Annotated in this window: 21 protein-coding genes; 11 read left to right on the plus strand and 10 right to left on the minus strand. The window is 61.2% G+C overall.

All coding sequences use genetic code 11. The features are described 5' to 3' along the window. Positions 1 to 95: 95 nt before the first annotated feature. The 4 genes from FW800_RS15885 to FW800_RS15900 all read left to right on the plus strand — a co-directional run bounded on the left by FW800_RS15885 (position 96) and on the right by FW800_RS15900 (position 4,165). Positions 96 to 578: a sigma-70 family RNA polymerase sigma factor gene (locus tag FW800_RS15885; protein WP_005787538.1), complete on the plus strand. Its 483-nt coding sequence runs from the start codon at positions 96 to 98 to the stop codon at positions 576 to 578. A 119-nt stretch (positions 579 to 697) separates the two neighbouring features. After that, positions 698 to 2,035, plus strand: a complete 1,338-nt coding sequence (locus FW800_RS15890) for a lysine N(6)-hydroxylase/L-ornithine N(5)-oxygenase family protein (RefSeq protein ID WP_032876406.1) — start codon at positions 698 to 700, stop codon at positions 2,033 to 2,035. Positions 2,036 to 2,114: 79 nt separating this feature from the next. Further along, positions 2,115 to 3,335, plus strand: a complete 1,221-nt coding sequence (locus FW800_RS15895) for a putative DNA modification/repair radical SAM protein (protein WP_446437946.1) — start codon at positions 2,115 to 2,117, stop codon at positions 3,333 to 3,335. Then, the gene (locus FW800_RS15900; RefSeq protein WP_446437947.1) at positions 3,332 to 4,165 is read left to right on the plus strand and encodes a TIGR03915 family putative DNA repair protein; all 834 of its coding nucleotides are present in this window, start codon (positions 3,332 to 3,334) and stop codon (positions 4,163 to 4,165) included. The genes FW800_RS15895 and FW800_RS15900 overlap by 4 nt, the downstream gene beginning before the upstream one ends. A gap of 136 nt (positions 4,166 to 4,301) precedes the next feature. Here FW800_RS15900 and FW800_RS15905 read toward each other — a convergent pair whose 3' ends face one another. From FW800_RS15905 to FW800_RS15940, 8 genes are all read right to left on the minus strand, one after another. Further along, positions 4,302 to 4,799: an Lrp/AsnC family transcriptional regulator gene (locus FW800_RS15905; protein ID WP_005787545.1), complete on the minus strand. Its 498-nt coding sequence runs from the start codon at positions 4,797 to 4,799 to the stop codon at positions 4,302 to 4,304. Positions 4,800 to 4,803: 4 nt separating this feature from the next. After that, positions 4,804 to 5,634: an ABC transporter ATP-binding protein gene (locus tag FW800_RS15910; RefSeq protein ID WP_032876400.1), complete on the minus strand. Its 831-nt coding sequence runs from the start codon at positions 5,632 to 5,634 to the stop codon at positions 4,804 to 4,806. Positions 5,635 to 5,637: 3 nt separating this feature from the next. After that, a complete protein-coding gene (locus tag FW800_RS15915; protein ID WP_078821072.1) occupies positions 5,638 to 6,351 on the minus strand; it encodes an ABC transporter permease in 714 nt (237 codons plus the stop codon). After that, the gene (locus FW800_RS15920; protein WP_032876394.1) at positions 6,348 to 7,049 is read right to left on the minus strand and encodes an ABC transporter permease; all 702 of its coding nucleotides are present in this window, start codon (positions 7,047 to 7,049) and stop codon (positions 6,348 to 6,350) included. Before FW800_RS15920 ends, FW800_RS15915 begins: the two co-directional genes overlap by 4 nt. A gap of 174 nt (positions 7,050 to 7,223) precedes the next feature. Continuing rightward, a complete protein-coding gene (locus FW800_RS15925; RefSeq protein ID WP_005787553.1) occupies positions 7,224 to 8,003 on the minus strand; it encodes an ABC transporter substrate-binding protein in 780 nt (259 codons plus the stop codon). Between the two features lie 226 nt (positions 8,004 to 8,229). Then, positions 8,230 to 9,276 carry an ornithine cyclodeaminase gene (locus tag FW800_RS15930; RefSeq protein ID WP_446437948.1) on the minus strand — a complete coding sequence of 349 codons (1,047 nt, stop codon included), beginning with the start codon at positions 9,274 to 9,276 and terminating at the stop codon, positions 8,230 to 8,232. A gap of 11 nt (positions 9,277 to 9,287) precedes the next feature. Further along, on the minus strand, positions 9,288 to 10,214 hold the full coding sequence (gene ctlX, locus FW800_RS15935) for a citrulline utilization hydrolase CtlX (protein ID WP_446437949.1): 927 nt from the start codon (positions 10,212 to 10,214) through the stop codon (positions 9,288 to 9,290). A gap of 697 nt (positions 10,215 to 10,911) precedes the next feature. Further along, positions 10,912 to 11,484 (minus strand): LuxR C-terminal-related transcriptional regulator, encoded by a 573-nt coding sequence (locus tag FW800_RS15940; protein ID WP_216091204.1) that lies wholly within the window; start codon positions 11,482 to 11,484, stop codon positions 10,912 to 10,914. A 130-nt stretch (positions 11,485 to 11,614) separates the two neighbouring features. Here FW800_RS15940 and FW800_RS15945 point away from each other — a divergent pair, with 130 nt between their 5' ends. The 7 genes from FW800_RS15945 (at position 11,615) to FW800_RS15975 (ending at position 18,520) form a co-directional block, all read left to right on the plus strand. Then, positions 11,615 to 12,793 carry an acetyl-CoA acetyltransferase gene (locus tag FW800_RS15945; RefSeq protein ID WP_446437950.1) on the plus strand — a complete coding sequence of 393 codons (1,179 nt, stop codon included), beginning with the start codon at positions 11,615 to 11,617 and terminating at the stop codon, positions 12,791 to 12,793. A gap of 3 nt (positions 12,794 to 12,796) precedes the next feature. Continuing rightward, positions 12,797 to 14,326 carry a class I adenylate-forming enzyme family protein gene (locus FW800_RS15950; RefSeq protein ID WP_005787563.1) on the plus strand — a complete coding sequence of 510 codons (1,530 nt, stop codon included), beginning with the start codon at positions 12,797 to 12,799 and terminating at the stop codon, positions 14,324 to 14,326. 33 nt (positions 14,327 to 14,359) lie between these two features. Continuing rightward, positions 14,360 to 15,700: an MFS transporter gene (locus FW800_RS15955; RefSeq protein WP_032876377.1), complete on the plus strand. Its 1,341-nt coding sequence runs from the start codon at positions 14,360 to 14,362 to the stop codon at positions 15,698 to 15,700. Positions 15,701 to 15,873: 173 nt separating this feature from the next. Beyond that, the gene (locus FW800_RS15960; RefSeq protein ID WP_032876374.1) at positions 15,874 to 16,350 is read left to right on the plus strand and encodes a YbjN domain-containing protein; all 477 of its coding nucleotides are present in this window, start codon (positions 15,874 to 15,876) and stop codon (positions 16,348 to 16,350) included. Positions 16,351 to 16,437: 87 nt separating this feature from the next. Further along, positions 16,438 to 16,992 carry a histidine phosphatase family protein gene (locus FW800_RS15965; protein WP_446437951.1) on the plus strand — a complete coding sequence of 185 codons (555 nt, stop codon included), beginning with the start codon at positions 16,438 to 16,440 and terminating at the stop codon, positions 16,990 to 16,992. Between the two features lie 45 nt (positions 16,993 to 17,037). Further along, positions 17,038 to 17,793 (plus strand): precorrin-6A synthase (deacetylating), encoded by a 756-nt coding sequence (cobF, locus tag FW800_RS15970; protein ID WP_446437952.1) that lies wholly within the window; start codon positions 17,038 to 17,040, stop codon positions 17,791 to 17,793. 10 nt (positions 17,794 to 17,803) lie between these two features. Continuing rightward, a complete protein-coding gene (locus tag FW800_RS15975; protein ID WP_032876368.1) occupies positions 17,804 to 18,520 on the plus strand; it encodes an alpha/beta hydrolase in 717 nt (238 codons plus the stop codon). Between the two features lie 28 nt (positions 18,521 to 18,548). On the opposite strand, the gene FW800_RS15980 is transcribed toward FW800_RS15975, so the two are convergent. Further along, the gene (locus tag FW800_RS15980) at positions 18,549 to 19,103 is read right to left on the minus strand and encodes a hypothetical protein (RefSeq protein WP_032876365.1); all 555 of its coding nucleotides are present in this window, start codon (positions 19,101 to 19,103) and stop codon (positions 18,549 to 18,551) included. A gap of 72 nt (positions 19,104 to 19,175) precedes the next feature. Next, entirely contained in the window at positions 19,176 to 20,984 is a 1,809-nt protein-coding gene (locus FW800_RS15985; protein ID WP_078821080.1) for a monovalent cation:proton antiporter-2 (CPA2) family protein, read from the minus strand. Positions 20,985 to 21,116: the final 132 nt, after the last annotated feature.

The raw sequence follows: 21,116 nt of genomic DNA on the forward strand, positions 1-21,116 counted from the left end.
TACTATAAATTGCACGCACTCAAACTGCCATCATCGATGGGCTCGCTCCTACACGGGCTGGCATCGTTAGCACCACGGCCATGGGGCCAGGAGTCATGTTGGAAAACTACTATCGCGAGCTGGTGTGTTTCCTGAACGCCAAGCTGGGCAACCGTCAGGTGGCCGAAGATGTGGTGCATGACGCTTATGTTCGGGTGCTGGAGCGTTCCAGCGACATCCCGATCGAACAGCCCCGCGCCTTCCTGTACCGCACGGCCTTGAACCTGGTGATCGACGGCCACCGGCGCAACGCCTTGCGTCAGTCCGAGCCTCTTGAGGTGCTGGACAGCGAAGAACGCTTCGCCCCCTGTTCACCCCACGCCAGTCATGACCACAACCAGCGCCTGGAGATGCTTGAGCGCGCCCTGGCCGAGTTGCCGGCGGCGTGTCGCGACAGTTTCCTGCTGCGCAAGCTCGAGGGCCTGTCCCATGTGCAAATCGCCGAGCGCCTGGGGATTTCCCGCAGCCTGGTGGAAAAACACATCGTCAACGCCATGAAGCATTGCCGGGTGCGTATGCGTGAGTGGGAAGCGCACTGATCGCCAGTTGGTTAAATTTTATTTCACTGTCCTCGTTTCCTATCAACATACGGCCTGTTGTTCAGGCCATGAAGGTATTCCCGCCCCACCGCCAAGGGGCTTATCCAGAGGACACTGGAATGACACAGGCAATTGCTTCGCCCGCGGTTCACGACCTGATCGGTATCGGCTTCGGCCCTTCGAACCTGGCGCTGGCCATCGCCCTGCAGGAGCGTGAAAAGGCCCAGGGCAAGCTGGACGTGCTGTTTCTCGACAAACAGGCCGACTACCGCTGGCACGGCAATACGCTGGTGACCCAAAGTGAGCTGCAGATCTCTTTCCTCAAGGACCTGGTGACCCTGCGCAACCCCACGAGCCCGTACTCCTTCGTCAATTACCTCAAGGCTCACGATCGCCTGGTGGACTTCATCAACCTGGGCACCTTCTACCCCTGCCGTATGGAGTACAACGACTACCTGCGCTGGGTGGCCGGGCAGTTCCAGGCCCAGGCCAACTACGGTGAGGAAGTGCTGGCCATCGAACCGATCCTGCATCAGCAGCAGGTGGAGGCCTTGCGCGTCATTTCCCGCGATGCCCAGGGCGAGCAGCATGTGCGTACCACCCGCTCGGTGGTGGTCAGCGCCGGCGGCACTGCGCGCATCCCCGAAGCGTTCAAGGCGCTCAAGGGTGACAGCCGCGTGTTCCACCATTCCCAGTATCTGGAGCGCATGGCGAGTCAGCCCTGCGTGGATGGCAAGGCCATGCGCATTGCGGTGATCGGCGGCGGCCAGAGCGCGGCAGAAGCCTTTATCGACCTCAATGACAGCTTCCCGTCGGTGCAGGTCGATATGATCCTGCGCGGCTCGGCGCTCAAGCCGGCCGATGACAGCCCGTTCGTCAACGAAGTGTTCTCGCCGGCGTTTACCGACCTGGTGTTCCAGCAAGTGGGGGCCGAACGCGAGCGTTTGGTCGCCGAGTACCAGAACACCAACTATTCGGTGGTGGACCTGGACCTGATCGAGCGCATCTACGGGATTTTCTACCGTCAGAAAGTTTCCGGCATCGCCCGCCAGGCGTTCCGCACCATGACCGTGGTGGAGAAGGCCACGCCCGGGCCGCTGGGTATCGAACTGGTATTGCGCAATAACGCCACGGGCGAAACCAGCGTCAACCACTACGACGCCGTGATCCTCGCCACCGGCTATGAGCGCCAGATGCACCGCGAACTGTTGGCGCCGCTGCAAGCCTACATGGGCGACTTCGAAGTGGCCCGCGACTACCGCATCGTCACCGACGAGCGCTGCAAGGCGGGTATCTACATCCAGGGCTTCAGCCAGGCCAGCCATGGCTTGAGCGATACCTTGCTGTCGGTGCTGCCGATTCGGGCCGATGAGATTGCGGCGTCGTTGTATGAGAACGATCGAAACCGTGACAAGGGCCGTTCGGTGCAGGACCTGCTCCTGGCAACCGCCAGCTGATCTGCCCCTCCTACAGACGGCACTTGTGACAACGTGCGGCTATTGGTACTGTACAAAAAACCAGTATCGGTAGCCCGTCATGCAGTTGATCGAAAAACTCAGCATCCTCGCCGACGCCGCCAAGTACGACGCGTCGTGCGCCAGCAGCGGCGCGCCCAAGCGCAGCTCCGAGGGCAAGGCGGGGTTGGGTTCCACCGACGGCATGGGCATCTGCCACAGCTACACGCCCGATGGCCGTTGCGTGTCGCTGCTCAAGGTGTTGCTTACCAACTTCTGCCTTTACGACTGCCAGTATTGCGTCAACCGCCGTTCCAGCGACGTGCCCCGTGCGCGTTTCAGCCCGGAAGAGGTGGTCACCCTGACCCTGGATTTCTACAAGCGCAATTGCGTCAGCGGGCTGTTTCTCAGCTCCGGCATCATCCGTTCGTCGGACTACACCATGGAGCAATTGGTGCGGGTCGCCAAACTGCTGCGCGAAGAGCATGACTTTCGCGGCTATATCCACCTCAAGACCATTCCCGATGCGGATCCTGCATTGATTGCCGAGGCTGGTCGCTATGCCGATCGCCTGAGCGTGAATATCGAACTGCCCACCGAGGCCAGCCTGCAGACCCTGGCGCCGGAGAAGCAGATTGTGTCGATCAAGCAGGCGATGCAGACCATCTACACCGGCGAGCAGGCGGTGTTCAACGAGCCTCGCGCCCCGCGTTTCGCCCCGGCCGGGCAGAGCACGCAGATGATCGTCGGCGCCGACGACACCGATGACAGCACCATCCTCCACGGTGCCGAGGCGTTGTATGGCAATTTCAAGCTGCGCCGCGTGTACTACTCGGCGTTCAGCCCCATCCCCAACAGCCCGAAAAGCGTGCCCCTGGCCGCGCCGCCGTTGATGCGCGAGCACCGCTTGTACCAGGCCGACTTCCTGCTGCGCAGCTACGGTTTCAGCGCCAGGGAGCTGTTTGCCGGCCCCGGCCACCTGGCCCTGGATATCGACCCCAAGCTGGCCTGGGCCCTGGAGCATCGCGAAGTGTTCCCCCTGGACCTGAACCGCGCAGAGCCCACCCTGATTGCGCGCATCCCCGGTATTGGCCTGCGCACCACCCAACGCCTGGTGGACCTGCGCCGCGAGCGCAAGATCCGCTTCGAAGACCTGGCGCGCATGCGCTGCGTACTGGCCAAGGCCAAACCGTTCTTCATCACCAGTGACTACCACCCGCAACAGGCCGACAGCACCAGCGTGTTACTGCGCGAACAATTGCGCGACCGTCCGCAACCGCAACAGATGGGGTTGTGGGGATGATCAGCCTGGAATGCGACAACCTGTTCAGCACTTGGCGCGAACAGGCGCGCTGGCTGCTCAGCCATCAGGTCGACCCCAGCCAGGTGAGCTGGGGCGAGGCGCAAGCAGCTGACCTGTTCGCTACCGATGAGTCGATCCCGTCAGGGTTGGGGCCCTTCCAGGCACGGATTCCCAAGGCGCTGTTGGAGTTGCTGGAATCTGCCGCCTGTTATCACGGTGATCAACGCTGGAGCCTGCTGTATGAAGTGCTGTGGCGGGTCAGCCACGGTGATCGCACCGCGATGCTGGCGGGGGACAAGCTGGGCAGCGAGTTGCAGCGACGCATCAAGCAAGTCAGCCGCGAGGCCCATCACCTGCATGCGTTTGTGCGCTTTATCGCGCTGCCGGACGGGGCCGGGCCGGAACTGCCGGAGTACGTGGCCTGGCATGAGCCGGCCCATGACATTCTCAAGAGCGCCAGCGAGCATTTTATCGGGCGCATGGGCCGCCATCGCTGGATGATCGCCACGCCACTGGATGGGGTGTATTACGACGGCGAGCAGTTGATTCATCAACGCCAGTGCCCCGAGGCCTGGCAGCAACTGGCGCAGACAGTCGAAGACCCCCACAGCGCGATGTGGTTGACCTACTACAGTCACATCTTCAACCCGGCGCGGCTGAATCCCAAGGTGATGGAAGGGCACTTGCCCAGCCGCTTCTGGAAGAATTTGCCGGAGGGCAAGTTGATCCCGGGGCTGATCAGCGAGGCGCGTACGGGCAAGCAGAAGGATGGGCAGGCGAAGCTGGTGGGGGCAAGGCCTGGTAAGAAAATCTTAAGTGGGCATGGCTAAAAATGTGGGAGGGGCGGTGCGACGATTCGACTTGCTCCCGATAGCGGTAGGTCAGTGATAGATGAGCTGACTGACACACTGCTATCGGGAGCAAGCCCCCTCCCACATTTGTTCTTCTGTGACTGGGGTAAGGGGCTCAGGCCAGTTCGGTGGCGGTGTTCTTGACCACCGCAAGCTCCGGATGCGCCACCAACTTATCAATGTGCAACTCATCATTGTTCAACCAGATCTCCGTCAGCACCCGATAATGCTCCATATCCCGGCAGCGCATACGCAGGCTGTAGTCGAACGGCCCGCTGATCAACTGGCATTCGAACACCTGCGGGCAGGCTTTGACGCAGGCTTCGAAGGCCTTTTGCGCCGAGCGCCCGCTCTGGTTGGACAAGGCCACCAGCACCAGCAGCGACAGCCCTGGTGAGACCATCTGCACATCGATGATCGCCCCATACCCACGGATCACCCCGCGTCGCTCCAACTTGCGCACCCGCTCCAGGCATGGCCTGGGGGTCAGGTGCACCAGCGACGAGAGTTTTTCATAGGTGATGCGCCCCTGGTGCCTGAGCACATCGATGATCGCCTCGTCGATGCGATCCAGCGCAGGGGAGGAGTGGGGTCCGTTGGCCTTGGTATCCATGGGTTCACTTCAAACGGTTGGAAAGAAATTGCTGCAAGCGTTCGCTGTTGGGGTGGTCGAGGATCTCGGCGCCGCCGTGTTCCTCGACTCGGCCCTGATGCAGGAACAGCACTTGGCTGGACACCTGGCGGGCAAAGCCCATTTCGTGGGTGACCATCAGCATGGTACGGCCTTCCTCGGCCAACGTCTGTATGACTTTGAGTACTTCGCCTACAAGTTCCGGGTCGAGGGCTGAGGTCGGTTCGTCGAACAGGATAATCTCCGGCTCCATCGCCAATGCCCGCGCAATTGCCACACGCTGCTGCTGACCACCCGAGAGGAACGCCGGGTATTGATCCGCCACGCGACCTGGCAAGCCGACTTTGTCCAGGTACAGGCGCGCACGTTTTTCCGCCTCGGCGGCGCTCACATTCAGCACCCGGCGCGGGGCCATGGTGATGTTTTCCAGCACCGTCATGTGACTCCACAGGTTGAAGTGCTGGAACACCATGGCCAGGCGCGTGCGCAGGTTTTGCAGTTGTGCCTGGTGCGGCGCGCGGGTGCCGGCGCGGCCTTGCTGCATTTCGATGCTGATACCGTCCAGGGTGATGACCCCGGCGTCCGGCTGTTCAAGAAAGTTGATGCAACGCAGCATGGTGCTTTTGCCCGAGCCGCTGGCGCCGATCAGGCTGATCACATCGCCTTGACGGGCATTGAGGGACACACCTTTTAGCACTTCGTGTTCGCCGTAGCGTTTGTGAATGCCTTCGACTTGAAGCTTGATGGCGGCAGTTGCAGTTTCGACAACCGGTACATCCACCGGATAAACGGCCAGGGCCTGCGCGGACTGATTCATGGGTTAGCCTCGGGTAGGAACAAGAAAACGCATCCAGCGACGTTCGGCCAGCCGAAACAGGCCCACCAGTGCAAAGGACAGCAGCATGTAGAGCAGGGCGGCGATACCAAACGCCTGAAAGGTCAGGAAGGTTTCGGCATTCGCATCGCGGGCGACCTTGAGGATGTCGGCAACGGTGGCGGTAAACGCCAGTGACGTGGCGTGCAGCATCAGGATCATTTCATTGCTGTAGGCCGGCAATGCGCGGCGCAATGCGGCGGGTACCACCACGAACAGATTCAGCCGCCAGCCGTGCAGGCCATAGGCGCGTGCCGCTTCGATTTCGCCGTGGGGAATATTGCGGATCGCCCCGGCGAAGATCTCCACGGTGTAGGCACAGGTGTTGAGCACAAACGCCAACAAGGTGCAGTTCAGCGCATTGCGGAAAAACTGGTTGAGCAGGGCGTTGTCCTGCACCACCTCCAGGCTGTACAGCCCGGTGTAGCAAATCAGCAACTGGATATACAGCGGCGTGCCGCGGAACAGGTAGGTGTAGACCTCCACCGGCCAGCGCAGCCAAACGTGCTGCGAAACCCGCGCCAGTGCCAGGGGGATCGACAGGCAAAAACCGAGCACCACCGAGATGATGAACAGCCACACGGTCATGGCGACGCCGGACAAGCCGCTGCCATCGCTGAACAGGTAGGCCAGGCCGTATTGCTGGAACAGTTCGATCATCGCGCCATCCCCTTGATGCCCAGGTTATAGCGCCGTTCGAGGCGCTTGAAGATGCGGTTGGAGAGGGTAGTGATCAGCAGGTACACCAGGCCCGCGAGGATCAGGAAGTAAAGTGGCTCGCTGGTGGACTTGCCGGCGTTTTGCGCGGCCTTGACCAGGTCTGACAGGCCGATGATCGACACCAGCGCCGTGGACTTGAGCAGCACCAGCCAGTTATTGCCCAGGCCCGGCAGGGCAAAACGCATCAGTTGTGGGAACAGCACCAGGTGGAAGCGCTGCCAGCGGCTCAGGCCATAAGCCGTCGCGGCTTCCAACTGGCCCACCGGTACGCTGAGGATCGCGCCACGGAAGTTCTCGGTGAAATACGCGCCGTAGATAAATCCCAGGGTGACCACCCCGGCGGTGAACGGGTCGATTTCAAAGTACTCCCAGCCGAACACTTCAGTCAGGTCGTTGAGCCACAGTTGCAGGCTATAGAAGATCAGCAGGATCAACACCAGGTCCGGCACGCTGCGGATCAGCGTGGTGTAGAGCGTGGCAGGTACGCGCAGCCATCTGGCGCTGGATAGCTTGGCGCCGGCGGCGACCAGGCCCAGGGTTAGGCTCAGGGCCAGGGCGAGGAAGGCCAGCTTGAGCGTCATCCAGGCACCCTGGGCCAGCATCGGGCCGTAGCCTTGCAGGTTGAGGAGTTCGTTCATGGGAAGATCTCTAAAAGGCACACACACTATCTTTGTGGGGAACCGATTTGTGTGGGAGGGGGGCTTGCTCCCGATAGCGGTGGTTCAGTCAATATTTTCAATGACTGACCACTGCTATCGGGAGCAAGCCCCCCTCCCACAAAAGCTGCATCCACAGGGAGGTCGATGGCTTAGTTATTCGTTGTAGATATCTTGATCGCCGAAGTATTTCTTCTGGATCTGCGCGTAAGTGCCATCGGCCTGGACGGCGGCGATGCCTTTATTGATCAGCTCACGCAGTGCCTGGTCGTTCTTGCGCAGGCCCATGGCGATGTCCAGCGGCAGGGTCGGGTCCTTGAAGGCCGGGCCGGTCTTGAAGTCGGCGCCTTCGGGCTTGGACAGGAAGTTGAGCTGGGCTTCGAGTTTGTCGGTCAGGGTGGCGTCGAGGCGCCCGTTTTGCAGGTCGGCGTAGTTCTGCTCTTGAGACTGGTACGCCTTGATCTGCGCACCCAGCCTGGCCAGGTGCGCTCGGGCGTAGGCTTCCTGCAGCGAGCCTTGCAGCACGCCGACCTGCTTGCCCTTGAGCGATTCCGGGGTATCGCCGAAGTCGGCGCCTTTGCGCGTGATCACCGAGGTGGGGCTGAGGAACAGGCGATCGGTAAAGTCGATGACTTTTTCGCGAGCCGGGGTCACGGCCATGGAGGACATGATGGCGTCGAACTTGCGCGCACGCAGGGCCGGGATCATGCCGTCGAATTCATTGTGCACCCAGGTGCATTTCACTTCGAGCTTGGCGCAGATGGCGTTGCCCAGTTCAATATCGAAGCCTTGCAGGCTGCCGTCGGCGGCCACGGATTCGAAGGGTGGGTATTCGGGGAACACGCCAAAACGGATTTCTTTCCAGTCCTGGGCGTGGGCGGCGGTGGCGCACAGAGGCAACAGCAACGCAGCGAAGAGTGATCGCAGTGGAGTCATGTGGAGGTCCCTATATTTTGTAATTGATGTCAGGGCAGTGAATAACTGGGAGCAGAGAATGCTTCATGATGGTGCGTTTTTTGTGTCGTTTACCCCCTGCACAAAGCGCAAATTGCGCTGTTAAAACCGACAATGCAGCGCAATCGGCTGTTGCGCCCGCCGAATCGGCTTTTAATCCAGCAAAGTCCGGCCCGCCCTCAACGCAAAGCGGCAGGCCAGAGCGGTCTCAGGCGCGCTTTTTGTGCTGTGCGACCGGCTGCCGGGCCAGGCGGGCAAACAGGTCTTTGGGGTCAGCCAGGTCGGGTACCAGTTCCAGCTCGCTGCCCACGTCCAACGCCTTGGCGACGTCCAGTACATAGCGCAGGGCCGAGTAGTCTTCGATGGCAAACCCCACCGAGTCGAACAGGGTGATCTGGCGCGCATTCTCGCGGCCGGGCTTCTGGCCGCTGATCACTTGCCACAACTCGGTCACCGGCGAATCCTCAGGCATGTGCTGGATCTCACCTTCGATGCGGCTTTGCGGTTCGTACTCCACGATCACCCGGGCACGTTCGACGATGCGCCGGTCCAGCTCGGTCTTGCCCGGGCAATCGCCACCCACGGCATTGAGGTGCATACCCGGTTCGATCATCTCGTCGGTGAGGATGGTTGCATAAGCCTTGTCGGCAGTGACGGTGGTGACGATATCCGCGCCTTTGACCGCGTCGGCCACGCTGTCAGCCAGGATCACCTTGATCGCCGGGAACGCCTTGAGGTTGGCGGCGAGTTTGGCGGTGGCCTTGGCGTCGATATCGAACAGGCGAATTTCGTTAATGCCAAGCATGGCGTAGAAGGCCAGGGCCTGGAATTCGCTTTGGCAGCCGTTGCCGATCAACGCCATGCTGCGGCTGTTGTCGCGCGCCAGGTAGCGGGCGACCAGGGCCGAGGTGGCAGCGGTGCGGATGGCGGTAGTCAGGGTCATTTCCGCCAGCAGCACGGGTTTGCCGGTATCCACATCGCCCAAGGCGCCAAAGGCCATCACGGTCAGCATACCGGCCAGGGTGTTTTTCGGGTGGCCGTTGACGTATTTGAACGCATACAGCGAGGCGTCCGAGACGGGCATCAACTCGATCACGCCATCCGGTGAATGGTTGGCCAGGCGTGCGCATTTCTCGAAGTCCTGCCAGCGCAGGTAGTCGGCACGGATGTACTCGGCCATCTCGGTGATGCAGGTTTGCAAACCTTTTTGCGAAACCAGGTAGCTGAGGTCGTTGACGTCGATATAACGGGTCATGGCAAGACTCCTTATTGAAATGAGGGGCGGATCGGCAGATGCACTTCGGCCAACATGCAACGGGCACTGCCGCCGCCGATGCGTTCGATGTTGTCGATATTCACCACCAATGGTCGCGTATGGCGCTCCACCTGCTGGCGCTGCGCCGGTTGCAACGCGCGCCAGGCGCTGGCAGACATCACTAGCAATGGCTGGCCGTCACGGTCGTGGACTTCGAGCATGTTGCCGGCGAAGGCCTCCAACTGGTCGAAGTCGAGGGCGAGGATGTCCTTGCCGGTGTCGCGCAGTGAGCGTTCCAGGACCAGGCGCTCGCGCTCGTCGGGCAGGGCTTGCAGGCACACCACTGCGAGGTCGCGACCGACGCTCATCATCACGTTGCTGTGGTAGATCGGTGCGTGGTGGCGGTCCAGGGCGTGGAACACGCAGAGTTGGTAGTCCAGACGTTCGGCAAACTGGTGCAGCGCCGCGTGATGGGTGCGCCCGGAGTGGCAGGCGTAGCTGATGCGGTGCTGGCGGTCGAGCACCATGCTGCCGGTGCCTTCGAGGAAGATGTCCTGTTGTTCCAGGTGGCTGAGGTCGATGGTGGTGTTGATCGCAAAGCGCTGCTCCAGAACTTGCAGCACGCCTTTGTTGCGCTCCAGCCGTCGGTTCTGGCCTTGCATGGGGTAAAGCACCAGGCTGCCGTCGGCGTGGCTGCTCCACCAATTGTTGGGGAAGATCGAGTCCGGGGTGTGAGGTGCCGGGGTGTCCTGCACCACCAGCACTTCCACGCCGTGGCTGCGCAGGGTGTCGACATAGCCGTCGAATTCTTCCAGCGCTTTGTGCTGTGCACTGAGCGGGTCCGGCGGCGGGCGTTGAAAACGGTTGTTGATCGCGGTATCCGGGTTGAAGGCAAAGCGCGCCGGGCGAATCATCAGGACGGTGTTGGTGGTTTGCATGGGGGCACGGGTCCATGGGGGATCTTGTGACGCTATTTTGTGCCATAGGGGGGGAGGATCCCGGCTGAAACAGCGGGGCGGCTCAGCCGGGAAAGCTGAAAAGGTGGATAAGGCAGCTGAATCGGCTGCCGGATTGAAATGTGCTCAGATGTGGGAGCATAGGTATCTACACATCTTTTGGTACGGCGCTGTACCTGTGGCGAGGGAGCTTGCTCCCGTGACGACCTGTCAGTCGCCGAATCTATATCTGATGTGCTTAGGTCCAAATGTGGGAGGAGTGGTGCGACGATTCGATTTGACCCCGAAGGCGGCCTGACAGCCGGCCAGAATGTTGGACTTTGATCGAGTACATATCCGTTATTTAGGTAACGGCTGCTATGGGTTCCGCTTTTACAGCGGGTCACTTTCGAAAAGCGCGAAAGTAACCAAAGCGCTCTTGCCCCACCACTCGGCACCTCGCCTGGGCTCGGTGTGCCCGTAATCCGCCATGGATTTGGGGGGTAAACCGGCATCCCTGCCGGTTTACCCCCCAAATCCCTGTCGAATTCCGGCCAGCGTGGTTTGACGGGGCGCCTAAGATCAAAAGCAGATCAAGATCAAGAGCGGCTCGCTTTGCATCGTGGTTACGGTCGGCAGCTACAACGTTGTGTAGATATCTATGATGTGGGAAGGCAACCTGCTCAATAGCCGTTACCTGTCACGCCACCATAATGATCTTCGACACCAACTCCACCACGGTCTTGGCCTGCAATTTCTTCATCAACCGCGCCCGGTGCACCTCCACCGTGCGGTGGGAAATCGCCAGGCGCAGGGCGATTTCCTTGGACTTGAAACCATTGACGATGTGCATGGCGATTTCCCGCTCCCGCGGCGTGAGGTCGCCGGTGCCCTGATGCAGGCGGTCCAGGCGTTCGAAGTGCCAGATCATCAGCTTGAACGGGTCTTTGGGGGTGAGGGTGTAGCCGTGGGACTTGGCCCAGAACACTTCGCCATTGTGGTGCTGCATGAAGCGCTCATCGGAATAAAAGCCGTTGTCGCTGTCGAGCAGCCAGTCATGGCTACGCTTGCCGATGGCATGGTAGTCGGCCTGGGACGGGTAGATCAGAAGGGTCAACTGATTGACCAGCGCCTGGCGTGTATAGCCGAACAGCTTCAGGAAGGCATCGTTGCAGTCGAGTATTACGCGGTCGCTGGTGACGATCTGCGGGGCAGGGGACAGCTTGAACGCCAGGCGTTCGAGGTCGGGAAATTGCTGTGCAAACGCGTTCATGGGGCATCCTGCCTCGTTGTTCAATGCCCTGGTGCGCTACTTACCCATGTAAGTAGTTACACGAATTGGCGCGGGACCAGGGGTGGGTCATTGTAAGTAAAGTCCGGATCAAGAACAGAAGAAATTGATTATGCCTGCTGATTGCGTCTCCATTGTTGCCGCTGGTCACTCCCGATTTGGTCGCCTGGAAGGCACCACGCTGGAAGACCTGATCGTCCAGGTTACCCGTGAAGCCCTGAGTGACGCTGCGATTGATGCGTCGCAAATCGACGCGCTGTTCCTGGGGCATTTCAACTCTGGGCTGGTGCCCGACGGCTTTGCCGCTTCGTTGCTGTTGCAGGCCGACCCCGGGCTGCGCTTCAAACCTGCCACCCGCTGCGAAAACGCCTGCGCTTCGGGTTCGGCGGCGATCCAGGCGGGAGTCAATGCGATTCTCTCCAGCAGCGCCGAGTTGGTGCTGGTGGTGGGCGCCGAAAAGATGACTCACACCAGCACCGCCGCGGTCACCCAAGCCCTGGCCGGCGCCGGCTATCAGAACGACCCGGCCGAAGCCGGCCTGAGTTTCCCGCAATTGTTCGGCCGCGCCGCCCGCCAATACGCCGAGCGCTACCACTGCCCGCTGGGCTCGATGGCGGCCATCGCCACCAAAAACCACTCCAATGCCATGGCCAACCCGCTGGCGCAGATGCATCGGGAGATGAATTTCGAGCACTGCAACAACGTGTCCCAGAGCAACCCGTTCGTGGCCGACTCCCTGCGCCTGACGGACTGTTCGCTGATCAGCGACGGCGCCGCTGCGATCATCCTGGCGTCACCTAAACGTGCGCGGGCGTTTCGCCGCGAGGTGCAGATCCGGGCGATGACCCAGGTCAATGACACCTTGCCCATCGCCCAGCGCGACATCCTCGCCTTTGAAGGCCCGCAACGAGCGATCCATGCAGCGCTGCGCGCAGCGAATGTGACCCTGGCAGACCTGAGTTTCGCCGAGGTGCACGACTGTTTCACCATTGCCGAGCTGCTGATCTACGAAGCCATGGGCCTGGCGCCCAAAGGCGAAGGGCATCGCGTGCTCGACAGCGGCGTGGTGCGTGCCGGCGGGCGCTTGCCGGTCAACCTTTCCGGCGGGCTCAAGGCCAAGGGGCATCCGGTCGGTGCAACGGGGGTGTCCATGCACGCCTTGGCGTTCCGGCAATTGACCGGGGAACCGATTGGCCTGGCGGTGCCCAACCCGGAGTTCGGCCTGGTGTTCAACATGGGCGGCATGGCGGTGGCCAACTACGCATCGGTCCTGCAGGCACGCCGGAGCTGAGCCATGAACATTGCCAACTGGCTGCACGACACCCAGCGTCGGGCCCCGCAACGCCCGGCGCTGTTCAACGGCACCACCCAAGTGGCCGACTACGCCACCTTCGCCGCCCACGTGCGCCAACGCGCCGCGCACCTGGTGGACCAGCACGGCCTGGTGCCGGGGGACGCGGTGGCGCTGCTGATGAAAAACAGCTGCGACTATCTGGAATTGCTCTATGCCATCTGGTGGATGGGCGCCGTGGCAGTGCCGATCAATGCCAAACTGCATCCCAGCGAAGCGGCGTGGATTGCCGATAACGCCGAGGCACGCTTGATCTTTACCGATGGCGGCCGGGTGTTTTCATCACGGGATTTGCCCCCGCGCTGCAAGGAGCTGGACGGCCACCTCTTACCTCCCAACACTGGCTGGCCAACCCTGGAACAACCGGTGCCACGCCACGACCAGGACCTCGCCTGGCTGTTCTACACCTCCGGCACGACAGGGCGCTCCAAGGGTGTGATGCTGTCCCACGGCAACCTGGTCGCCATGTCGCTGTGCTACGCCACAGATGTCGATGCGGTCAGCGCCGACGATGCGGCAGTGTATGCCGCGCCGATGTCCCACGGTGCTGGCCTGTATAACTTCATCCATGTGCGCTGCGGCGCACGCCATGTGGTGCCGGCCTCCCATGGCTTCGACGCCGCCGAGCTGTTCGGGCTGGCCGAGCAGGTGGGCAATGTGTCGCTGTTTGCCGCGCCGACCATGGTCAAGCGCATGGTCGAGCAGGCACGGCGCCAGGATTATCACGGCGCTGGCATCAAGACCATCGTGTATGGCGGCGGCCCGATGTACCTGGCCGATCTGCGTGAAGCCGCCGACACCTTCGGGCCGCGCCTGGTGCAGATCTACGGTCAGGGCGAGAGCCCCATGACCATCAGCGTGTTGCCCCGTGCAGTGATTGCCGATCGCCAACGCCCCGACTGGGCCAGCCTGGCCGCTTCGGTGGGCCACGCGCAGTCCTGTGTGGAAATCCGTATTCTCGATACTGCGCACCAGCCTTTGCCCACCGGTGAGCGCGGCGAAATCGCGGTGCGTGGCGCCACCGTGATGCAAGGCTACTGGCGCAACCCGCAGGCCACTGGCCAAACCTTGGTGGACGGCTGGCTGCTGACCGGTGATATCGGCTATCTCGACGCGGCCGGCTATCTGACCCTGACGGATCGCTCCAAGGACGTGATCATCAGCGGCGGCAGCAACGTCTACCCGCGTGAAGTCGAGGAAGTGCTGGCCCAGCATCCGCAGGTGTTTGAAGTGTGCGTGGTGGGCGAGCCGGACGCTCAGTGGGGCGAGTCGGTGGTGGCGTTTGTGGTGACGCGCAGCGGCCAGCCCCTGGATGAGGGTGAACTCACCGCCTGGTTCCTGGCGCGCATGGCCTCGTTCAAGAAACCGAAAAAATATGTGTGGCGCAGCGACTTGCCCAAGAACAGCTACGGCAAGATTCTCAAGACCGACTTGCGGCAGTGGTTGAAAGCAGCGAGTATCGCCGCGCTTTGACATGGATCGATAATCAGACAAGGAGTCCCCACGATGGGCAATCCCGCACAAGACACTGTCCGCAAGCGCCGCCGAGCGTTTCTGGGCGCCACCTCGGGCCACTTGATCGAGTGGTACGACTACGGCGTCTATGGGTTTCTCGCGGTCTATATCGGCCAGGCGTTCTTCGTCTCCGATGACCCCACCACCAGCCTGCTGGCCAGCTTCGCCGCGTTTGCCCTGAGCTTCTTTATCCGCCCTCTGGGTGGGCTGTTCTTCGGCCCGCTGGCAGACAAGATCGGCCGGCGCAAAACCCTGATCATGGCGCTGGTGATGATGACCGGTTCCACGGTGATGCTGGGGTTGTTGCCGACCTACGCCAGCCTGGGCATCGCCGCGCCGATCCTGCTGATCCTGGTGCGCTGCGTGCAGGGCTTCTCGGCGGGCGGCGAAATCGGCACGGTCACCAGCTTTATCTCCGAATACGCAGGGCCCGGTCGCCGCGGCTTCGCCACCTGCTGGTTGATGGTCACCGCTGTGCTCGGCCTGTTGCTGGGCGGCGCCGTGGCCAATGGCATGACCTGGGTGCTGGGCGCCGAGGTCATGCAGGAATGGGCCTGGCGCGTACCGTTCCTGATCGCTGCGCCCCTGGGCTTTATCTCCATGTACATCCGCCTCAAGCTTGAAGACAGCCCCGAGTTTTTAGCCCTGCAACGCGCCGGGCAAACCTCGCGGGCGCCGCTGCGGGAGGTCTGGCAGTGGAAGCGCGCGATTGCTCTGGTGTTCTTTATCATCACCTTGCACAGCTCGATCTTCTACCTGGTGCTGACCTTCGCCTCGACCTACATGGCCAAGATCCTCAAGTTCGACAGCGGCACCACCTTGCTCTACGTGTTCGTTGCCAGTTTCTCGGCCGCCTTCGTGATGCCGTTTGGCGGGGCATTTACCGATAAATACGGGCGCAAGCCGTTCCTGATGGTGATCGGCACGTTGGCGACCCTGGCGATGTTCTGGCTGTTCAAGTCGGCGCCCACCGCGACCCCGGCGTCGTTCTTCGCACCGTTGATGGCGGTGGCGATTCTGTTCGGGCTGTATGCGTCGTCGACCTACGCGTTGATGAGTGAGCTGTTGCCGACGCGGATTCGTTCCACCGGGATTGCAGTGGCATACAACGTGCCAGTGGCGGTGTTTGGCGGCAGTGCGCCGTTGATTTCCACCTGGTTGATCAAGGTGACCGGGGACATTACTTCGCCGTGGTACTTCTACGTGGCCACCGGAGTGGTGTCGTTGGTGGCATTGGTGGTGTTGCGCAAGGAGGATTTTGTCGCCAGCGGTCATTCGGCGCTTGTGCCCGCCGATGTGGGAGGGGACTTGCTCCCGAAGACGGCCTCATAGTCGACGCTTATCCAACTGATGCAGCACGATCCAAAAAAGGTGGCCAGCCGTTGTTGTGATGAGGATGGGTCATTTCCAATGAATTGACCCAAGGTTTTGGCGATGAGCTATACCTTAATCGGTTCGATGCTCGCACACCGCCTTAATCAATGATCAACAAGGAAGAGACCACTATGAGCGATGTTCAACTGATCACCAGCGTATCCATTCAAAGCCTCACCGAGCTGTTGCAGGAAGCCGGGTATCGGGTCAACCAGTCTGAGCAGAACGGCGTTGTGCAATTGCTCAGCGCCAGTCAGGGCATCGGTTTTGCCGTGCGCTTTGGCAACCCGGCGGCCGAGCAGGGCAGTTATGTGGACTTTACCTACAGCTGCGCCCTGCGGGTGCAGGGTGAATTGCCCGAGGGGCTGGCTCAGGTGTGGAATGCCTCGCGGCGCTTTGCGCGGTTGTCGGTGCAGGGTGAGTTTCTGTTGATGGAGATGGACGTGGTGGTGGCCGGTGTCGGCGCTTCGCATCTGCGTAGCCAGTTGGAACTGTGGGACCGCCTGTTGCAGGAATTTATCGTCTACCTGCGCGAATACAGCCAGCAAGCCGCGCAGTTGCAGGCCCAGGCCGCAGCCGCGCCGCTCAGTGAGAGTGCATCCGCCTGATTAAATGTGGGAGGGGGCAAGCCCCTCCCACAGGTACATCGTTCACACTGGGGGTGCAGTAACATACCGAAAACAGAGTGAAGTGCGATGCTCGCCACCCGTTTGACCCTGATCTGCCACGCCATCACCCCCCTGCAAAAACATGGGCGTTTTCCCGACGATGAGTCCGTCTCGATGGACTGGCAAAGTGCTGCTTGCTCCCTGGCCGGACGCTACAAAAAACAGCCACGCCTGCTCTGCGGCCCCGAAGCCAGGGCCCGCCAGACAGCCGGCTTGTTCGGCGCCCACGCCGAGGTTGAAGTGGCGTTGCGCGATGTTGATCTCGGTTCATGGAAAGGCCAGGACATCAGCCAACTCGATAGCCAAGAATTAAAGGCCTGGAGCGCCGACAGCACCCGCGCACCCCATGGCGGCGAGTCGGTGGATCAGCTCTGTGCGCGTGTGGGCCAATGGCTCGCATCGCTCGAAACCCACCCTGGCCATACAGTCGCCGTGACCCACCCGTTCGTGATTCGCGCCGCGATGCTCTCCGTCATGCAGTTCCCGGTCTCGATGTTCTATCGGATCGACGTCGACCCCCTGTCGGCCACTGAGTTGCGCTTCAATGGCGTGTGGCGCCTGCGCCTGGAAACTCACGCCTGACGTGCAGATCATGGCAAAATCAACGCCCCGCACTGAGAGCACCCCATGAAACGCATCCTGATCATCGGCATTGGCGCCGGCAACCCTGACTACATCACGATGCAGGCCGTGAAGGCGCTGAACCGTACCGACGTGTTCTTCCTGATGGACAAGGGCCAGAGCAAGGACAAGCTGATCGACCTGCGCCGTGAGATCTGCCAGACCTACATCACCGAGCCCGGCTACCGTTTTGTCGAGGCCGATTGCCCTGAGCGCGTACGCGGTGACATCGACTACACCACCGCCGTGCAGGACCTTAACCGCGATAAGCAGCACACCTTCGAGCGCATGATCAACGAAGAAATGGCCGACGGTGAATTGGGGGCGTTCCTGGCCTGGGGGGATCCTGCGCTGTACGACAGCACGATCCGCATCCTGCAGGCGATTCTTGCCAGTGGCCGCTGTGTGTTCGAGTTTGAAGTGATCCCCGGTATCACCAGTGTGCAAGCGCTGGCGGCGCAGCATAAGGTGCCGCTCAACCGTATCGGCAAGTCCATCGAAATCACCACTGGGCGCCGGTTGGCGGCGGGGCAGGCGAGTGATGCCGATACCCTGGTAGTAATGCTCGACGCCGAAGATTCCTACCGCAGCGTGGCGGATCAGGACCTGGATATTTACTGGGGCGCCTACCTGGGCACGCCTGACGAAATCCTGATCAGCGGTAAAGTGGCCCACGTGGCGCAAGAGATTGAACGGGTACGCAAGGCGGCGCGCCTGGAAAACGGCTGGATCATGGACACCTATTTGTTGCGCAAACCCTGAGGTAAATCCGATGCTCAAACAGCTTGCCCTCGCATTGGCCCTGGTGGCCGGCGCCGTTCATGCCGATACCGGCTTGCACACCGACTTGCCGTTGTCCTACCTGGAACAAACCCAGAGCGATGCGCGCAACCAGCCGCTGGTGATCTTCCTGCATGGTTTTGGCAGCAACGAGGAAGACCTGTTTGGTATCAAGGACGCGTTGCCATCCACCTGGACCTACCTGTCAGTGCGTGCGCCGCTGCCGGTGGAACCGCACGGTTATCGTTGGTTTACCAAGACTGATGAGCCTGAGTACAACGGCGAGACCGATGAACTGTTCAGCAGCGCCCGACTGATTAAGGACTTTGTGGTCAAGGCTACCGCCAAGTACCACACCCAAAGTGATCGGGTATTCCTGGTGGGGTTCAGCCAGGGCGCGATCATGTCTTACGAGGTGGCCTTGCGTGAACCCGAGTTGGTACGCGGTATCGCCGCGCTCAGTGGCAGCGTGCTACCGGTACTCAGGTCTGCGCTGAAGCCTGATGCGTCCATGGGCAAACTGGCGATTTTTATCGGCCATGGCACTCTGGACCAGGCGCTGCCCTTCAGCTCGGCCACGCAGGCAGATAAGGTGCTGGTGGGGTTGGGGCTCAAGCCGGAGTTTCATGAATACCCGGGGATGAATCACACGATCAGCGAAGCGGAAGTGCAGGACTTGAAAGCCTGGCTAGAGAAAAGCTTGAAGTGAAATGCAGTAAAAAATGTGGGAGGGGCGGTTACTTGCCGCCCGTAATCTGCTTCACCAATGCCGCATGCCCCTTCACATCATCGGCCCGGGAAATCGCCTGGATCACCAGCAGATGGTTGCCGGAACCGCCCAGGAACGTGGAGTTCAAGGTCTTGCCGCCGCCCTGGGTAGCGCTGCTGTCAACCTGGCGCAGGCCCAGGCCCTTGTAAGTGAGTTTCTTCTCGCCCAGCTTCTTGAAGTCGGGCAGGGCGGCGCTCTGGTCCTTGACGAAATCGGCCACGGCACCATCGAGGAACTGCGGGTCGTTATCCTTGATGGTTGCCCCATCGTTGCGCACGGTTTCGGCGACGATCACCACACTTTTCGTTGTCGAGTTGGCATACAGCGTGCCCTGGGTATCAGCGGTGCCGTCCTCAGCCTTGCCGGAGGGCAGGGTGTCAGCGCTGTAAGCCTTGGGCAGGTTGAAGGTGAACTTGCCACCCAAGGTGGAGATTTTTTGCGTGGTTGGCTTGGCGGCAGCGAACACGCTGCCGGCGGTAAGCGCGAGGGCCAGCAGCACTGCGGTCTTGGTGAACGTGGCCATGTGGCGCTCCAGAGATGAACGAAATTGCGGCGTATTCTGTCAGAAAATTCGCAATTTCGTTCATTCTCCATGTCACACCTTGTCGGACTCTTCCTCAAGCCTGTCCATCTCAAACAAGCGCGCCAGTTCCGTACGGGCTTCCTGAGCGGTTTGCATGACTTTGGCTGCATCGTCGTACACCGCGTGTTGCGCGGCGAGCACTTGCTGGTCGTGGGTCTTGAAGCGGTTGATGCGCGCGTCGGCCTGAGCCTGGCTCAAGCCAAGGCCGACCAGGGTGCGGCGGCTCATTTCCAGGCTGGAGTAGAAGGTTTCGCGCACCGGTGAAGCGTCCAGGTCCACCAAGCGGTGTACGTGCTGGCGGTTACGGGCACGGGCGATGATCTTCATGTGCGGGTAGAGGCTGCGCACCAGAGCGGCGGTCTTGATGTTGATCTCCGGATCGTCCATGGCAATGACGAAGAATTCCGCCTGATCGACCTTGGCCGCGTGGAGAATTTCCGGGCGCTGGGGGTCACCGTAGAACACCGGCATACCGCCAAAACTGCGGGTCAGCTCGATGGTTTCCACGGAGGTGTCGAGGGCGATAAACGAAATGTTCTGCGCCCGCAGGATCCGCGCCACAATCTGGCCCATCCGCCCCATGCCGGCAATGACCACGCGGGGCGCGTCGCTTTCGATGGCGCGGTATTCCTCCGGCACTTCCACCGACTTGACCTTGGGTTTGAACAGCTTCGGACACACCAGCAACAACAGCGGGGTCAAGGCCATGGACAGGGTGATGGTCAGCACCAGCACATCGTAAAGGTGTGGTTCGAACAGGCCTTGGTCGCGGCCGATCTTGAACACCACGAAGGCGAATTCACCCCCGGCTGCCAGTACCACGCCGAGGCGCAAGGCGCTTTCGCGATTGAGATCGCCGACCATGCGGCCAACGGCGTACAGCAGGGGCAGTTTCAACCCGATCAACAGCAGGGTCAGGCCGATCACCACCAGCGGCGTACTGAGCAGCAGGCTGAGGTTGGCGCCCATGCCCACGCTGATAAAGAACAGCCCCAGCAGCAGGCCCTTGAAGGGTTCGATCTGGGATTCCAGTTCGTGGCGGTATTCCGAATCTGCCAGCAGCAGGCCGGCGAGGAACGCCCCCAGGGCCATGGACACGCCCACCAGCTCCATCAGCCAGGCGGTGCCGATCACCACCAGCAGCGCGGTGGCGGTGGATACTTCGCGCAGGCCGGTTTTGGCGACGATGCGAAACACCGGACGCAATAGGTAGCGCCCGCCGATGATCACCACGGCGATGCTGCCCAGTACCTGCAATCCATGGCGCAGGCCCTCGGCTTCGGTGGTTGGGTGACTGCCACCGGCCAGCAAGGGTACGAGGGCGATCAGCGGGATGGCCGCGATGTCCTGAAACAGCAGGATGGCGAAAGCCAGACGCCCGTGGGGCTGGTTAAGCTCCTTGCGCTCGGCCAGGCTTTGCAGGCCAAACGCGGTGGAGGACAGCGCCAGGCCCAGGCCCAGCACGATGGCACTGTTCCATGGCTGGCCAAACAGCCACAGCGCCACCGCGCCCATGACCAACCCAGTGAGCAGCACCTGGGCCAGGCCGACACCGAACACGGCCTTGCGCATCACCCACAGGCGTTTGGGCGACAGCTCCAGGCCGATGATGAACAACAGCAGCACCACACCCAATTCAGAGAACTGCGCCACGCTTTGCGGGTTGCCGATCAGGCCGAGTACCGACGGGCCGATGATCACACCGGCAAACAGATAGCCCAGCACCGCACCTAGTTGCAGGCGCTTGGCCAGGGGCACGGTGAGCACGGCAGCGAGCAGGAACACTACGGCCGCTTGTAACAGGTTGCCTTCATGGGGCATTGCGAACTCCATTGTTTACTTGGATCAACGGCTAACTATTGCTGTGGCGAGGGAGATAGGGCGCTATTAGAACGCTTTTTCACATTTTGAAACTTGTATTTTTGTCGCGACAGTCAATGGATGTTGGTTGTT

Source organism: Pseudomonas sp. 910_23 (assembly GCF_052850795.1).

Coding starts and splice junctions, on each gene's coding strand:
- FW800_RS15885 (WP_005787538.1), top strand. CDS start 96: ATGTTGGAAAACTACTATCGCGAGCTGGTGTGTTTCCTGAACGCCAAG.
- FW800_RS15890 (WP_032876406.1), top strand. CDS start 698: ATGACACAGGCAATTGCTTCGCCCGCGGTTCACGACCTGATCGGTATC.
- FW800_RS15895 (WP_446437946.1), top strand. CDS start 2,115: ATGCAGTTGATCGAAAAACTCAGCATCCTCGCCGACGCCGCCAAGTAC.
- FW800_RS15900 (WP_446437947.1), top strand. CDS start 3,332: ATGATCAGCCTGGAATGCGACAACCTGTTCAGCACTTGGCGCGAACAG.
- FW800_RS15905 (WP_005787545.1), bottom strand. CDS start 4,799: ATGGATACCAAGGCCAACGGACCCCACTCCTCCCCTGCGCTGGATCGC.
- FW800_RS15910 (WP_032876400.1), bottom strand. CDS start 5,634: ATGAATCAGTCCGCGCAGGCCCTGGCCGTTTATCCGGTGGATGTACCG.
- FW800_RS15915 (WP_078821072.1), bottom strand. CDS start 6,351: ATGATCGAACTGTTCCAGCAATACGGCCTGGCCTACCTGTTCAGCGAT.
- FW800_RS15920 (WP_032876394.1), bottom strand. CDS start 7,049: ATGAACGAACTCCTCAACCTGCAAGGCTACGGCCCGATGCTGGCCCAG.
- FW800_RS15925 (WP_005787553.1), bottom strand. CDS start 8,003: ATGACTCCACTGCGATCACTCTTCGCTGCGTTGCTGTTGCCTCTGTGC.
- FW800_RS15930 (WP_446437948.1), bottom strand. CDS start 9,276: ATGACCCGTTATATCGACGTCAACGACCTCAGCTACCTGGTTTCGCAA.
- ctlX (WP_446437949.1), bottom strand. CDS start 10,214: ATGCAAACCACCAACACCGTCCTGATGATTCGCCCGGCGCGCTTTGCC.
- FW800_RS15940 (WP_216091204.1), bottom strand. CDS start 11,484: ATGAACGCGTTTGCACAGCAATTTCCCGACCTCGAACGCCTGGCGTTC.
- FW800_RS15945 (WP_446437950.1), top strand. CDS start 11,615: ATGCCTGCTGATTGCGTCTCCATTGTTGCCGCTGGTCACTCCCGATTT.
- FW800_RS15950 (WP_005787563.1), top strand. CDS start 12,797: ATGAACATTGCCAACTGGCTGCACGACACCCAGCGTCGGGCCCCGCAA.
- FW800_RS15955 (WP_032876377.1), top strand. CDS start 14,360: ATGGGCAATCCCGCACAAGACACTGTCCGCAAGCGCCGCCGAGCGTTT.
- FW800_RS15960 (WP_032876374.1), top strand. CDS start 15,874: ATGAGCGATGTTCAACTGATCACCAGCGTATCCATTCAAAGCCTCACC.
- FW800_RS15965 (WP_446437951.1), top strand. CDS start 16,438: ATGCTCGCCACCCGTTTGACCCTGATCTGCCACGCCATCACCCCCCTG.
- cobF (WP_446437952.1), top strand. CDS start 17,038: ATGAAACGCATCCTGATCATCGGCATTGGCGCCGGCAACCCTGACTAC.
- FW800_RS15975 (WP_032876368.1), top strand. CDS start 17,804: ATGCTCAAACAGCTTGCCCTCGCATTGGCCCTGGTGGCCGGCGCCGTT.
- FW800_RS15980 (WP_032876365.1), bottom strand. CDS start 19,103: ATGGCCACGTTCACCAAGACCGCAGTGCTGCTGGCCCTCGCGCTTACC.
- FW800_RS15985 (WP_078821080.1), bottom strand. CDS start 20,984: ATGCCCCATGAAGGCAACCTGTTACAAGCGGCCGTAGTGTTCCTGCTC.